Here is a 15375-nt window from a genome sequence, read left to right as displayed (position 1 = left end):
TGGTTACTGAAGCAGAAACACCTGGGTAACAAACACTTTGCCGTTTACTGACTGGTATACTCCAATTCCCGTTAGGTTGTAATTCCCCTCTATAATATCGCGCTGGCTAGTGCTGCTCATCCAGGCATCAAATAGTTCCTTGGGTTTGAGGTAATCATATCCAATAAGTTCTACCATTTTTGATGCTTTATATCGACGCATTAGCGATTTTATTGGATTGTCGAAACTCGGTGGGCCAATAGGAACTTTACCTGCAGCCATTTGCTGGGAGTACCCGAGTGCCTCGGTATGAATACCTTCGTCGTTTTTTATGGCAGGTAGCCCAAGACTCTTTCGGTGGTTATTTATCAGCTGTAAAAGTTCTGCCTCGTACTCTCTGGGTACAACCTTAGGTTTCTCGGCACTTTTTACAAATATCTGGGTATAAAAGTATGAGCCATTTGGGGCTTTGGCTATTCCTATTCCTGTAAGGTTAAAATCATCTTCAATATTTTTTCTATGGGGAGGACTAGCAAGCCAACCACTAACAATGTGTTTTGCATTAAATGGGCCATTTGCAATGTTTTCGGCTCCAGTAGTAATTTCCAGAAAACCGCTTAGCCGATTAAATCGCTCATCGAATCCCTTGTGGCTAAATGTTACCTTGCCCGATGCCATGTTCTGGGAATGAATGTATGCTTCTTTGCGAACATAATCGTTAAACACCAATTCCGATTTACCAATCGATTTCCTATGCTCGTTCACCATTTTAAGAATTTCATTCTCCATGCTTACCAAATCGGCATTTTGCGAAAATGCTGTTGGGGAGAATAATAGCGGTGTAAGTGCGGCTAAAATTAAATTTCCTAATTTCATGGCTATGAAAGTTTATAAAACTTTATCGATATTTTCTACAGGTATACCTATTACTGCTTTATATTTACCAATCACAACTGGGCGTTTTAAAAGCTTTGGATTTTGAGTAAGTATCTCAACCCATTCCTCCTCGTTAAAGTTTTTGGCTTTCAGAAATTTCTTGTAGTATTCCTCCTGTGTCCTTACCAGTTCAATGGGTTTTAGGTTTGATTTAAGCAGAATCTCTTTCACAATATCGCGGCTTAGGCCGGTGGACAAATAGTTTATTACCTCAAAATTGATATTTTTTGAGTTCAGGTACTCCAGCCCCTTCCGGCTGGTTGCGCATCGTGGATTATGTAACACTCTTATCATTGCCATTATAACATCCTGTAAGTTACTATTTATCAAATTTAAAAGCAAAATTACTTTCTAATTATCGCTACCTAATATACACCATTTATCAAAAACAATTACATTTAAAATCCGTTAGCATTAAACATTTCATGAACAAGCCGTACCATACGTTAGGTTTCCTTTTGTTGGTAGCAATTCTTTACACATTACTATCCATAATTGTGCCAGGTAGCACCTTTAGGGTAGATGATTTTTTGTTTCGTTTTCCAAAACCCTTTGAGCAATTAGCTGGTGACAATATAAAAAGAGCATCCAGCAAAACCGATTCCATTCAACCCGATGTAAATTCAAAAGTAGAGACAATAGCAGAAAAGTCAATCCCGGATTTGGATTCATTGTATGTAGAACCTGTAAAAGCGAGTATCGATTCAGTAGTAGCTCCCCCAAAAAGTATTGTTACAGCCGGAACCTTACACTTTGAAATGCCAAAGGGTATTAATGCGTTAGGTTCCTTTATTAGCGCTATATATAGGAATAGCGATGAAGTTACAACGGTGCGAGTTCTGCATTATGGCGATTCGCAAATTGAGGGCGATAGGATCACCAGCCAGTTGAGAGCTGCCCTTCAGGAAAAGTTTGGTGGTAAGGGTTTGGGTCTAATTCCAATTTGGAATACTGAGTATTTGCCGTACGGCTTTAGGGTTAGCTTATCAGAGCATGTAAATGTAAATTCAGCGGTTAATGCCAAACCAACAAAAAAGCCCGATTGTGTGCTTGGGTCAATTGCTGAGGTTGCCCCGTCGGAATCGTATCGCGAGATTGTTTCCATAAAGGTTAACTTTAAGCAAATCTTTAATACCTTAAGCATAGTTTCAGGCAACTCTGATTCTTCCTATGCATTTAAAATTATAGTTGATGGAACCGATACCCTAGAGACGCAGGTTGTGCCCTACAGCAAGGTGAAATTGGTAAAAGTAAACCTCCCCAGCCGTTTTGAGAGAATCTCAATTCATTTAAGGAATCCATCTACCGTTAAACTTTATGGCTTACTGGCCGAATCGGGCAGCGGTGTTAGTGTTTGCAATATTGCATTAAGAGGAACATCCGGTAACTTTTTTAACCATTTCGATTCAGAGGTTGCCTCGGAAATTTACAGAATACTAAATGTCCGATTGGTTATAATGCAGTTTGGAATCAATGTGGTTCCCTCGAACCTATCAAGCTATGCCTACTACCAAAAGCTTATGGAGCAACAAATAAAAGCAGTTAAGCGTTTTGCTCCACAAGCCGATATTTTAGTTGTTGGGGTTACCGATATGGCCAACCGGTTCGATGGCGAGCTGAAATCGAACCCAAGTGTTGAAAAAGTGCTGCAGGCGCAAAGATCTGCGGCTTTAGGTAATGGAACTTTGTTTTGGGATGGGTATTCCGCTATGGGTGGGGAAGGATCAATAATTGAATGGGTTAACTCTAAACCTCCCCTTGCAACAAAGGATTATACCCACTTTACAAATTATGGGGCTAAGCGCTTTGGCCAGAAAATGGCTAATGCATTGCTAATGGCCTTAGGTAATAATAATTTGAGTAATAATAACCAGACCACTGTTTTCCCCGATTCAGTAAGCTATGAATAGGTTAGTAATACATATAACCGGCATTGCCATTTTTTTAATCTTGACACTCTTGCCATATCAGGTAAGCCTACTGGTACAAACAAAATCACCTGCCATTTTATTGTTCAATCATTCCGCTAACACAATAAAAAATTTCTTTGGCCAAAAAATAGTAGTTAAACCCAGTAAGCCACTAACAATTGTTCATATTGGCGATTCACATGTGCAGGCTGGAATATTATCGAGAACAGTAAAAATGCTTCTTGCACGCGAGTTCCAAAGCCAGTATGTTTCGCCCGGATTGGTTTTCCCTTACTCAGTAATGTGTTCAAATAATCCTGTTGAGTACACCTCATATCATACTGGCCGATGGGAGTACCAAAAGGTAAACGGAGCCAATACTCCAGTTGATGCAGGTATTTTTGGGGTTTCAGCTAAAACCACCGATAGCCTTGCAACCCTATCGTTTAAAGTAAAGCCTAACGCCCTCTTCAAAACACAGGTAAACCGGGTAAGTGTATTCTACCAATCTGCTTCACCCTACTTGACTCCTATTCTGGTTGAACCCAAAAATGTAAATCCTATTTTACATGAAAATATTGCTGAGTTTGAACTTGAGAGTGAAGTTGATAGTGTTGTAATAGGGTTTAGGGCAAAAAATGATTTTGAGTGTATAGTTTATGGTGTGAATCTTTGGAACACAAAATCGAAATTCTCTCTAAGTTCTGTAGGTTTAAATGGTGCAACCGTCCACGGATTTTCATTGGCAAAACAATTGCTCCCCAATATCAAATTGGTTAAACCCGATATAGTAATAGTTTCGCTTGGTACCAATGATGCATATTCAAACTTATTCGATAGTCTCAATTTCGCACGTGATCAGGAAAATTTAATTAACACAATAAAAAGCGCTTTACCTAACCCATTGATAATTTTTACCACGCCAAACGATCATCTTTTAAATCGTAAGTACATGAACATCAGGGTGCAGGTGGCGTCCAATGTTATTAAAGAGATTTCAACCAAACATAAACTTCCGGTGTGGGATTTCTATAGCCTTATGGGTGGCAAGGGAAGCATTCAGGGATGGATTAGGTATGGTCTTGCTGCCCCCGATGGGGTTCATCTTACAGCAAAAGGGTATCAGCTCCAAGGCGAGTTGTTTTACCATGCGCTGTATAATTCAGGTTTTATTGAGTAGCCAATTGTTATGATCAATATTAAGGAAATAGTTCTGAACTTTCTTCACTACACCGAGGGTGACTCCCTGATGTTCACCCAGCTTTCCTTTTGGGTTTTCTTTGGCTTTTTGCTGGCTGGTTACACGTTTGTTTACAACCGTCCAATTATCCGAAGTGCTTACCTTTTGGTATTTAGCCTTTTCTTCTACTTTAAATCAAGCGGGTTATTTTTCTCACTTCTTCTGTTTTCAACGTTGGTCGATTACTCAATTGGATTAGCAATAGCTAAATCGGGTAGCAAAATAAACAGAAAGCTGCTTGTAGCCTTAAGTATTTTGGTAAACCTATTAGTATTGTCGTACTTTAAGTACGCATACTTTATTGTTGATTTGCTTAATAACCTTGTAGGTGTTAACCTAACAGTTGTTAATCATCTTGCCCTTTGGGGCAACGCCCTCCTTAATACTAAATTTGACACTACCACCATTGTGCTTCCTGTTGGAATTTCATTCTATACCTTTCAAACCATAAGCTATACGGTTGATGTTTACCGGGGGAAAGTCGCCCCGGTCAGAAACATTATTGATTTTGCGTTTTACGTTTCGTTTTTCCCTCAGCTGGTTGCAGGCCCAATTGTGCGTGCTGCAGAGTTTATTCCGCAAATTTACCGGCGATATGAATTAAGCAAAAACGAGTTTGGCCATGCTCTTTTTCTAGTTCTTGCCGGGTTGGTAAAAAAAATAGTAATTTCCGATTACCTGTCGGTAAACTTTGTCGATAGGGTTTTTAGTAATCCCCTCGGCTATACTGGTTTTGAAAACCTGCTGGCCACCTATGGCTATGCCATGCAGATTTATTGCGATTTTTCAGGCTACACCGATATTGCAATAGGAGTAGCCCTTTTGCTTGGCTTTAAGCTTCCTATCAATTTTAACTCTCCCTACAAAGCAACCAGCTTAACCGATTTCTGGCACCGGTGGCATATATCGCTATCGTCGTGGTTGAGGGATTACCTTTACATTCCCTTAGGAGGAAACCGAAAGGGAAGGATAAGAACATACATAAACCTATTAATAACCATGCTTCTTGGAGGTTTATGGCATGGCGCACATCTGAAATTTGTTGTTTGGGGTGGAATTCATGGGGTTGGATTGGCAATTGAAAAGTTGCTATCCAACTTAAGATTAGTAAACATTAGTAGCGAGAAACATTCAACCCGATTGGTCTGGGGCATTATCACCTTTAATGTGGTTTGCTTGTCGTGGATTTTTTTCAGGGCAAACGATTTTAATGCGGCAACCGATATGCTAAGCCAAATATTTACCAATTTCGGTATAAAAACTGCCCCGGATGTTGCGCTGGCCTTTTCCGATGTATTCCTGGTTCTTGCGTTGGGCTTTATTGTCCACTTATTGCCCTATAATGCTAAGGAGTATCTGCGGGGTCGGTTTATTGCTATGCCTTTGATTTTAAAGCTTTTTGCAGCTCTGTTGGTAGTAGTTGTTCTCATTCAATTTCAAACCATGGAGCTTAAACCGTTTATCTATTTCCGGTTCTAAAATAAAAAAGCCCCTTATTCAGGGGCTTTGGTTGACCTACCAGGACTCGAACCTAGACTAACAGAACCAAAATCTGCTGTGCTACCATTACACCATAGGTCAATCCTATCGCTTTTTTAAAGCAGTGCAAAATTAATACTAATGTAGTAAACCTCAAAATTTTTTTTAAAAATTTATTTACCTCGCTATACGCAAACCGTTTGCGGTCATAATCCATGTTTTCCCAACCATTTCATCGGGCCAGTAGTTGCTGTAGGGTTGATATTCTTCAAGGATATCGGTTAGCGTTTCGTCAAGGTAAACACCGTATCCTTCAGGCAAATACAGCTTAATGGTTACGCTCTGGTTTTTCCACTTTGTTTTTTCAGGGATAATGTATAGCGGATCCAGAATGGCCAGGGTATCGTTTAATGTTAAGGAGTAAATAATGTCCTTTGCATTATCTGCTGCTGTATAGCTGTTAACCCCTCTTGCTTTGCGTATTACCTCAAATCTTGGCTTCGCTTCAAAGCTCTTGTCAATAATTAGAGTGGGTGAGCCTGCAAGCTGATGTTTCCCTTTTAGTGTAACTATTTTCCAATCGAAAAATTGAACCTTTTCCTCTATCGATGATGTACTATCGGTCAAGTAGTTGTATGATTTACACAGTACAATCTTGGAGTTGCTATTTACTGGCGAAACTTCCAATTCTTTTACCACTTTTTCGCTAACAGAAAGGCCTCGCATCTGGAAGAAAAATGTGAGTGAAAGGGTTACAACAGCAGCGGCCCAAATTACTGTAGCAATAATGCCTATTGTGCCATCTTTAGCCCTGAACCTGAAAAGAATGCGTATTCCAGCATAAATTAATGCAACAATTGGTATGGCTAGGGTTAAAAATAGTGGGATAGTAATCCAGTAGCTACTACTAATATCAAGAACCGATGCAATAATTTCATTGAGTGTCATTCCAACGCCACCAATAACTCCGGAAAAATCAGGACTATACGATGCAAAGAACACAGCGCCAACAAGTGCTATAAAAATAAGTAGCATGCTAACGATTAAAAGAACTCCTATGGTAATAGAAATTACTTTAACAATAACAAGCATGGCTTTTAACAGGTAGAGCATAACCTGTCCGAAAAGGTTTATTAATTTATTAACAGTGTTACCTGCCTTTGAATTTTTTAGATTATCACTTGCATTGCTAATCTCTTTTCGAACACGCCTGCCAATTTCATCAATGTTCTCGGTATCGCCCATCATTTCCATTTTTTGGAATGGGGTCTTTGCTTTTGGCATTGCAATCCATAGTAGAATGTAAAGTAGCAAGCCAAATCCTTTTAGGAATAAAAGAGCAAAAAATAAAATCCTAAAAACTAGGGGGTCGACCCTGAAGTAAGCTGCCAGTCCACCGCAAACGCCAGCAATTATTGAATCGTCGGGGTTACGATATAAACGTTTTGGACGGTACTGTTTATTACTGGTTGAGTCGTTATTTTCACCAATATCTTCAGGTTTACCTATTTGCTCAATTATTGGCGTTACCATATCATTGGTAACCACTTGACCTAAGGTAATTTTCTCGGAAAGCAATTCTGCTATTCGGAATTCAATATCGTTCACAGTTTCCTGGGCTACCTTATCGTTGCCAAGTTTTACCTTAACCGTGTTAAGGTACTCCTGGAGCGTATTGTATGCATTTTCTTCCAGTGTGAATGAGTAGCCTCCAATACTTACATTTACAGTTGTATTCATTTGTTTTTTATTAATGGTAAAAATGGTAATAGTACCTAAAAATTAATCATTTTTCTGATTGCGAATAGCGCTAACCATTTCAACCAGTTCATCCCAGCTATTTAGCAGTTCAGCAAGATACTCTTTGCCTTCTTCGGTTAGCGAATAGTACTTCCTTGGAGGGCCTTGCGGCGACTCTTCCCATCGATAGGTGAGCAAACCAGCATTTTTTTGCCGAGTAAGTAGGGGGTAAATAGTACCTTCAACTACTATCATTTTAGCCTGTTTTAGCTGGTTTATAAGGTCGTTTGCGTAAGCATCTCCTCTCGATAGTACTGTTAAAACACATAGCTCAAGTACGCCCTTTCGCATTTGTGCTTTAGCATTCTCTATTTCCTGATTCATGGCTTCAACTTAGGGTTTTTGTTATGTTGTGCATATTTTCTGATTCAACCCATTCTTTGCTGTAAAAAATGGGTTACATATTGTTAACATTTATTTTTTCACCCTTCATCTCAAGTTTTTGTGTTGGGGTAATGGCGGGTGGAACAACTACCCAAAAAACAATGTAGATTAGTACGCCTAGGCCTCCCCAAAGGGTTAGCAGGAAAAATACCAAACGAAAAAGAACGGGATCAACTTTCCAGTAGTGTCCCATACCCGTGCATATCCCCCCTAAAATTCTATCGTCCACATCGCGGTAAAGTTTTGGGTACACCCTGTCATTTTCGGAAGGCGCCTTAGTGTTTGTGGGGTCAAAGTCGTTAATGTTCCCCATTAAGTGAACTACCCGATTAACCTCTTCAAGGTTTACCACTTGCCCTGGAACCTTTATGAACTCATCGAAGTGTTCGGCAATCCTACTTTCAATATCGCCAACTATTTCCTTTTTGTTTGGGTCGTTTGCAAAGTGAGCCTCCAGACCCTTAAGATATCTATCTAGGGCATAGTAGGCATCATCTTCAAGCATATAGGCTTTACCGTTTAAACTCACTGAAATTGTACGTTTCATAGCTCATGCTGTTTGGTTTGACTTTTTATTTGTTGCAATGCAATAACTAGTATTTATTTATTACAAATATAAGCGATAAAACAATACTATGCAATACATAGTAGTATATTTAACATGGTTTAACATTGCAGTCATTTTGTAGAACCTTAAGCTTTCTTTTTAAATGTTTATCTTTATAATTCATAGTTGAGCTATGTTCTTTATTCTGTGTTTTAGCAATTTCAGCGGGCGAGGATATGTAAAATTCAACTTATTCATTAAAATAAATCTGTCATGAAAGGTGTGCTTACAAAAATGGGGTTCACTAATACTGGCAATGATGTTAGTATTAGTCCAGAGTATTTTCTTGATCTTGATTCAGGTAGGATAAACCTTTCAGAACTAATTGGAAAAGGAATAGGGCTGAAGTACTTAAATATTAATCGCTGTATTCATTGTGGGCGTGAAACAAAGAAACTGTTTGGTCAGGGGTTTTGTTACCCATGTTTTATAAAGGTACCGGAAGCGGAGGAGTGCGTTTTAAGGCCTGAACTATGCAGAGCACACGAGGGTATTGCCCGCGATTTGGAATTTGCCAAGGCAAATTGTCTTGTGCAACACTACGTTTACCTGGCATGGACTGGCGGCTTAAAGGTTGGTGTTACAAGGTATCACCAAATACCCACCCGATGGGTTGATCAGGGAGCAACCTTTGCCGTAAAGATCTGTCATACTCCTAACCGTTATACAGCAGGATTGGTTGAGGTAGAGCTAAAAAAGATTTTTGCCGATAAAACGGCTTGGCAACGTATGCTCACCGATTCAAGCGAGCTACCGTCCGATTTTTTGACCAGTAAAGCAAAAGCGCTTGAATTTATAAATGGTAAAAATTTAAGTTACATTCCTGAAAGCGATGTGGTTTACCGTGTAAGCTATCCAGTAATTCAACTTTCAGATAAGGTAAGATCCGTTAACCTGGAAAAAGTTAATGCAATTGAGGGTAAACTGGTTGGTATAAAAGGACAATACCTGATTTTTGAATCAGGTATTGTAATCAATATTCGGAATCATTCAGGATACTTGGTTGATATTACCTTTTAAATGTTGGTAATATCCGTTGCAATTTTTAGAATTTTCAACAGTTGACCGCTATGGTCAAAAATTGGAGTGTAGGTCTCAAGAAGTAGATGTTCCTGTCCATTAACCCTAATGCGGGTTTTATGCTTACGGATGTTTCCCCTGAGAATATCGCTCCACATCTTATCGTACGAGGCTTTTTCGGTCTCGGACAGTATAAGGTTCTCTGCGTGGTGCAATCCAATTATGTCGTCACGATTGGCTCCAAGGAAGTTGAGGTAACTATCATTGATGTTAATCACGTAACCCTTGGTATCGTACTCCATAACAAAAGCAGCAGCATTCAGGGCATTAACTAACCCTTCGAGTTCAAGGGTTTTACGGGCAGCCTCTTCCTGAGTGGCTTGGAGTTCCTCCATGTTCTGGCGCATCTCTTCCTCCTGGGCAGCCATCATTTCCGCTTGTTCTTTAGATTTCATTAAAAGTTCAGCGGTCAGGGTATTAACCTTTACGGTATGCAGGGTCGATGCAATGCTTTTGGCAATATCCTTGAGGAACTGAACCTCGTGCTCTTTAAGCTCCTGAAGCGAGGCAATTTCAATAACCCCCATAACCTCCTCTTCAAATATCAAGGGAACAACTATTATGTAATTGGGGTTAATACCACCAAGCCCTGAGGTAATCTCTATATAATCCTGTGGAACTTCTTTCAAAATGATAGCATCGCGTTCAGCAGCGCAAGCACCAATAAGACCTTCGGCAAAATGGTAGCTTCGTTGCATAACCCTGTTCCTGTCGTAGGCAAACATGGCAACCATATCGAAGGTTTTATCGCCAGTTTCCTTGTTTTCGCTCAAAACGAATAATCCACCAACCTGAGCGTTCAGGTACCAAACAAGGTTTTTAATAAGTTCCTGGCTTAGCAGGCTAAGGTTATTGTTGTTCTGACGAAGTATTTCACCAAACTTTGCCATTCCCTCATTGGTCCACCGCTTCTTTTCCTCCTCAACTTTTCGTTTTTCTTCTTCATCACGAGCTCTACGGAGATTATCGCGCATTTCAATAAGCGACTTACCTAGCTGATCCTCATCGCTTAGCAGCGCAAGGTCAACATTTAGGTTTCCTGCACCAATCTCACGGGCAAATGAGGTTTTGGAGTTTACACCAGCAAGCGACGCGCTTACCGCCTCAACCATTTGGCTTATTTCATCGTTCGATGAGGTTCTAATGTCAATGCTGCTAACAATCTTTCCCTTTGCAAACTCATTAAGTATTTGGGTGATTTTTTTAATGGGCAACGTAATGTTGTTGGAAACAAAGTAAACCATAAAAATAATTACCAATAAACCTACCAAGGCGATGAAGAGGCTTGTGTTGTAACTCCTGTTTGCTTGAGCCATAATATCGGTTACAGGAACAGCAATTCCAATTGACCAAGGTGTTTGTGTATTACCTATTCGGATAGGCTCAAAAGTGTAGTAAATCCTATCACCTTTGTTATTTTGATGGGTGAAGCTAAAGGCTTTCCCTTTCTGAACCTGAGCTAGTATGTTGTGTTGATTATTAAACTCAGGTAATACTTCGGTTATATTCTTTTTGAAAATTGAGGAATCGGGGTGGGCAATAAAAACACCCTTATATGAAAGTAAAAAGGCGTAGCTATTGGGGTAAGGTTTAATGGTATTTACCAGTTGCTGAAAGCGGGTAAGTATTAGGTCGGCACCAATTAAACCAATAAACTTACCATTTTCGAGAAGTGGCGATGAGAGTGTGGTCATCATTTGTCCCCGTTGGAGCTCCGATGTGTATGGTTCAACAATGATCTCCTTGGCAGCACTTTTCATGCTACCGTAGGTTGGGGGATCGCCGGTTAAGCTGCGCATTTCAGCTTTTGTTTTGTAAACCCCATCTTGCTTATAAACTATGTAGAAGTGCCGGCCATAAGGGAGTGTCCAGTTGGGGTCAAGGTTGCTTAGCTCCCAGCTATCCCAGTAAGCATCTATATGTGGAGTGGTTAGAATAACCCTATTGTACATGGGGTAGATTAACTTTTGCCATTGATCAAAGGGCATCTGCTTGTATTCCATGAATGCGGCAGCAAGCGTCCGGGTTACAGCAAAATCTTGGTTTATCCAACTTTCAATGTTAAGGGCGTACTGTCGGGCATAACTATTGGTTAGCTTAATGGATTGCTCGTATGCTAAACGGCGCGACGATGAACTTATGAAGTAAAAAACTATTGAAAAAATAATAAAAGCACTACCCAGGATGTAGTATAGTATTTTCTGCCGGATGGTAAGTTTTAATCTCATAGCCGTTTTAATTATGCCATTTACGTTTCACAATATTACAAAAAAATGATTGTTTATGCAGATATTAAGGAATTTTATTTAATTTGGCAGTACCATTTTATTCAAAAAATTTCCATGCTAAATTTATTTAAAAAACATAGGGATGATGAGCTCGAAAAAAGGATTGACTGTTTAAGGTCAATTCTTCTTTTCAAGGAGGTTGATCATTCAACTCTTCGTAAAATTGCATCAGTACTTGAGTCTTGTGAGGTTAAAAAAGACGAACGGTTATTCAACAAAGGCGATAGGGACTACTCTTTATACATTGTAGTAAGCGGCAAGGTTAAGGCTCACGATGGCAGTCACACCTTTGCCACCTTTGGCCCAAATCAGTACTTTGGGGAGTATTCACTTCTCGATTCCTCAGCTCGATCCACAGCAGTAACTGCCATGGAGGATTCCGTGTTACTTAGGTTACACCAGGAACAATTCAATAGATTTTTACAAAAAATACCAAGCCTCTCCAGAACTCTTTTACTCGGTTTAGTTTGGCGCTTAAGGGATTACAATGTACTTGAGGCAGAGCTTACGGCTAAAAACCTCGAAATAAAAAAACAAAAGGAGGAAATTGAACAGCAGAGCAAGGAGCTGGAACTGCTGAACCAAATGAAAGACAAGTTCTTTGCAATCATAGCCCATGATCTTAGGAATCCTTTCAGCACAGTACTTTCCCTGTCGGAGTTGTTGGCCAAGGAGTTTGCCAATTTTGATCAAAACAACCTGCAAATGTTCATTGAGCAGATTTACAAGTACTCAAACAAGACATTTAACCTGCTCGAGAACCTTTTACAGTGGTCAATGCTACAAACCGGAAGGTTAACACCTAAACCTCAAATGGCAAACCTAGCCGATGTTATAAACGACACCATTGATTTGCTAAAAGGAACTGCACTTAACAAATCCATAAACCTATACTGGGCCTTACCAACCGATTCATATGCATATTTTGATGTTAATATGATTACCACGGTTGTTCGTAATCTTATTAGCAATGCCATAAAGTTCACCCCTCAAAATGGCGAAGTTGTTGTTCAGGTTGATGCTGAACCTGATCACTATAGAGTCTCAGTAATTGATACTGGGGTCGGAATACCCGATGAGGTTATTCAAAAACTATTCCGCATCGATTCGAACCCAACCACTTTAGGAACTAATGAGGAGAGTGGTACCGGACTAGGGTTAATACTCTGCAAAGAGTTTGTTGAGAAAAACGGAGGTACAATTGGGGTTAGGAGCGTGGTAAGCAAAGGTTCAACATTTTACTTCACTGTGCCGCGCATTGAGGTGAAAAAGCAATGAAAGTAGCTATTTTAGGCACTCGCGGTATTCCCAACCGGTATGGAGGTTTCGAACGATTTGCCGAAGAACTATCGCAGGAACTTAGCAAAAGGGGTTACAGGGTCTATGTAACCAGTCCTGCAGATCATTCCTGTGAGGAACTCAATGCCAATAGCATTTTTAAAGTTAACTTAAGGGTACCAAGATTTCTCACACCAAACCTGGCTACACTTTATTACGATTACATCTCCCTTAAATGGGCAATTAGAAATAATGTTGATGTAGTTATTGAATGCGGGCACTCGTTTGCCCCGTTGCTGCTTTTTATTTCGGCGTCAATACGGGGGAAAATAATTACTAACCCCGATGGGATTGAGCATAAGCGTAAGAAATGGGGCTGGATTGCTAAAAGCTACCTGCGCTTTTCGGAGTATCTAGCCTTTAAGCTATCGGCACAACTTGTTTGCGACAACAGGGCATTAGTCCAGTACTACTCAACCAGGTATAAAAGATGGCTTCACTACATTCCATACGGAGCTCATCCCTTGATGCAAGCCCCTGGCAGACCAGATGTGTTAGAAAAATTGCATATCGACGAATATTACCTGCTAATTACAAGAATTACCCCTGAAAACAACGTTGAAACAGTATTAAGTTATTTTGCCCATAGTGGCCAACCATGCCTGGTTGTTGGCGATTTAACATCAAGCTATGCAAAAAAAATAGTTGGAAAATTCAGTCATTTTAGAAACATTCATCTCCTGGGTGCCATTTATGACCAGCAAATCTTAAATGGCTTGAGATTTTACTGCAAAGCATACATCCATGGGCATTCAGCTGGTGGCACTAACCCTTCGTTGCTTGAGGCTATGGCTTGTGGCTGTTTTATTATTGCACACAATAATCCTTTTAATCGTGATATTATGGGAGAGCAGGGGCTATATTTCAAAAACATAGCCACACTGGGGAGTTGCATTTCCCAATTTGAAAAACTAAACGATGTTGAGGTAAATAGGGTAAAAGAGCAAAACATTCAAGCCATTGAGCGCAATTTCTTATGGGAGAAGGTTGCTTTGGCTTATATAGATGTAATAGAAAGGTTGAAAAAGTAAGGGGCTACATTTTCAGTAGCCCCTTTTCTATTATTCGAGAATTAATTTTCGGATAAGATACTTCTTTGAGTTACCAAACCTGATGTAGTATAGCCCTTTTGGAAGCCTCTCCATATTATCGGTAATATCAGTTTCAGTGTTTTCAATGGTAATATCTCTGTATCTCACTTTATTTCCTATTGCGTTGTAAAACTCCAGCTTGTACCTTCCGGGTTCAAACCCCGTAATCCTAATGCTGAAATTACCAGTCGTGGGATTTGGGTAAATGCTAATGCTATACATCTTATCGGTTGGGAGAGAGTTAGGTAGTGCAATTTTTATTACAGCGGTATCGGTGGCGGCGCAACCAAACTCATTGGTAACAGTTACCCAGAACTTGAAAATACCCTCACCATAGGTTTGACCATCAACCAGCAAGGTTTGTTCAGTAGTTGAATTGTTCCATAGATAACTGGAGAATCCTGTTCCCGCATCGAGGGTGTATTGCTGCGTGGTGTCAATTCTGATTGTATCGTCAGGTAAATCAATCACAGGCAGAGGATTAATAGTGATTGTGAAGTCGCTTGAGGTGGCCTGGCAACCACCAGCAAAGGTAGCAATCACGCTATAAGTACCAGCCTCAGTAGCCAGGTATTGGGGTTGGGTTGCTTGGTCAATATCGTTGCCATCCTTACGCCACTGGTAGGCCGAACCACCTGATGGATTAGCTTGTAAGAGTACATTAACCTCATCGCCCTCGCACCAGTTGGCTGGGTCAGTGGTTTCAATTGTAACAGCTGGGGTGCTAATCACACTTACTTCAATTGTATTGCCTATAGCTGTACAGCCGTTTGTAGTTGCGCTTAAACTATATATACCAGCAGCGCTAACATTCAGGGTTGGATTCGTTTCACCGGAAATCGGATTGCCATTCAACAACCATTGGTAGCTGTCGGCAGTTTCGGCTGTGAAGGTTACGTTAATGGTTGTACCCTCGCACCAAACTGTAGGATCGGAAGTTGATATTGTAGCAGAGGGTAGAGGTTTAACAATAATATCCTTAGCCTCAGAGTTCACACATCCGTTTCCATCGGTGTAGGTGTACGTGATGGTATGTGTGCCAGCACCAGCGGCAGCCGGATCGAATGTACTACCCGAAACGCCGTTACCGGAGTAAACCCCGCCTGTAGGTAAGCCTCCATCGAGGGTGATGGGTGCAGCATCCACGCAAACGGGAGTAAAATCGGCAAGGGTAACGGTTGGCAATGGGTTCACGGTAATGTCCTTGGAGGCCGAGTTCACGCACCCGTTTCCATCGGTGTAG

At 40.5% G+C, this 15375-nt stretch carries 13 protein-coding genes and 1 tRNA gene; 6 read left to right on the top strand and 8 right to left on the bottom strand.

Going from position 1 to position 15375, the window contains the following annotated elements; translation table 11 throughout:
• Window positions 1-3 precede the first annotated feature (3 nt).
• Window positions 4-855: a CAP domain-containing protein gene (locus tag WHS63_RS07010; RefSeq protein ID WP_445204495.1), complete on the bottom strand. Its 852-nt coding sequence runs from the start codon at window positions 853-855 to the stop codon at window positions 4-6.
• A gap of 12 nt (window positions 856-867) precedes the next feature.
• Entirely contained in the window at window positions 868-1215 is a 348-nt protein-coding gene (locus WHS63_RS07005; RefSeq protein ID WP_445204494.1) for an ArsC/Spx/MgsR family protein, read from the bottom strand.
• Window positions 1216-1340: 125 nt separating this feature from the next.
• Between WHS63_RS07005 and WHS63_RS07000 the strand changes: the two genes are divergently transcribed.
• The 3 genes from WHS63_RS07000 to WHS63_RS06990 are packed head-to-tail and all read left to right on the top strand — an operon-like array spanning window position 1341 to window position 5544.
• Window positions 1341-2825, top strand: coding sequence for a hypothetical protein (locus WHS63_RS07000; RefSeq protein WP_445204493.1), 1485 nt, complete (start codon window positions 1341-1343; stop codon window positions 2823-2825).
• Entirely contained in the window at window positions 2818-4005 is a 1188-nt protein-coding gene (locus WHS63_RS06995; RefSeq protein ID WP_445204492.1) for a GDSL-type esterase/lipase family protein, read from the top strand. Before WHS63_RS07000 ends, WHS63_RS06995 begins: the two co-directional genes overlap by 8 nt.
• Window positions 4006-4014: 9 nt before the next feature.
• On the top strand, window positions 4015-5544 hold the full coding sequence (locus tag WHS63_RS06990; RefSeq protein ID WP_445204491.1) for an MBOAT family O-acyltransferase: 1530 nt from the start codon (window positions 4015-4017) through the stop codon (window positions 5542-5544).
• 28 nt (window positions 5545-5572) lie between these two features.
• Here the strand turns inward: WHS63_RS06990 and WHS63_RS06985 are convergent.
• From WHS63_RS06985 to WHS63_RS06970, 4 genes are all read right to left on the bottom strand, one after another.
• A tRNA-Gln gene (locus WHS63_RS06985) sits at window positions 5573-5646 on the bottom strand.
• A gap of 75 nt (window positions 5647-5721) precedes the next feature.
• Window positions 5722-7284 carry a PspC domain-containing protein gene (locus WHS63_RS06980; RefSeq protein ID WP_445204490.1) on the bottom strand — a complete coding sequence of 521 codons (1563 nt, stop codon included), beginning with the start codon at window positions 7282-7284 and terminating at the stop codon, window positions 5722-5724.
• Window positions 7285-7326: 42 nt separating this feature from the next.
• Window positions 7327-7668, bottom strand: a complete 342-nt coding sequence (locus WHS63_RS06975; protein WP_369488882.1) for a PadR family transcriptional regulator — start codon at window positions 7666-7668, stop codon at window positions 7327-7329.
• Between the two features lie 73 nt (window positions 7669-7741).
• On the bottom strand, window positions 7742-8275 hold the full coding sequence (locus WHS63_RS06970) for a PspC domain-containing protein (RefSeq protein ID WP_445204489.1): 534 nt from the start codon (window positions 8273-8275) through the stop codon (window positions 7742-7744).
• Between the two features lie 273 nt (window positions 8276-8548).
• Between WHS63_RS06970 and WHS63_RS06965 the strand changes: the two genes are divergently transcribed.
• Window positions 8549-9355 (top strand): DUF2797 domain-containing protein, encoded by an 807-nt coding sequence (locus tag WHS63_RS06965; protein ID WP_445204488.1) that lies wholly within the window; start codon window positions 8549-8551, stop codon window positions 9353-9355.
• Here the strand turns inward: WHS63_RS06965 and WHS63_RS06960 are convergent.
• On the bottom strand, window positions 9352-11643 hold the full coding sequence (locus tag WHS63_RS06960; RefSeq protein ID WP_445204487.1) for a GAF domain-containing protein: 2292 nt from the start codon (window positions 11641-11643) through the stop codon (window positions 9352-9354). The two genes, WHS63_RS06965 and WHS63_RS06960, sit on opposite strands and share 4 nt — an antisense overlap.
• A 114-nt stretch (window positions 11644-11757) precedes the next feature.
• Here WHS63_RS06960 and WHS63_RS06955 point away from each other — a divergent pair, with 114 nt between their 5' ends.
• On the top strand, window positions 11758-12981 hold the full coding sequence (locus WHS63_RS06955; protein ID WP_445204486.1) for an ATP-binding protein: 1224 nt from the start codon (window positions 11758-11760) through the stop codon (window positions 12979-12981).
• The gene (locus WHS63_RS06950) at window positions 12978-14072 is read left to right on the top strand and encodes a DUF1972 domain-containing protein (protein ID WP_445204485.1); all 1095 of its coding nucleotides are present in this window, start codon (window positions 12978-12980) and stop codon (window positions 14070-14072) included. The genes WHS63_RS06955 and WHS63_RS06950 overlap by 4 nt, the downstream gene beginning before the upstream one ends.
• A gap of 30 nt (window positions 14073-14102) precedes the next feature.
• Here WHS63_RS06950 and WHS63_RS06945 read toward each other — a convergent pair.
• Window positions 14103-15375: T9SS type A sorting domain-containing protein (locus tag WHS63_RS06945; protein ID WP_445204484.1), on the bottom strand; the 1273-nt coding region annotated here is incomplete at its 5' end.

It is taken from the genome of Tenuifilum sp., assembly GCF_037481895.1.
Classification (GTDB): Bacteria; Bacteroidota; Bacteroidia; order Bacteroidales; family Tenuifilaceae; genus Tenuifilum; species Tenuifilum osseticum.
The sequence above is the reverse complement of the archived record's forward strand: the minus strand, read 5'-3'. Positions and strand labels throughout refer to the sequence as shown.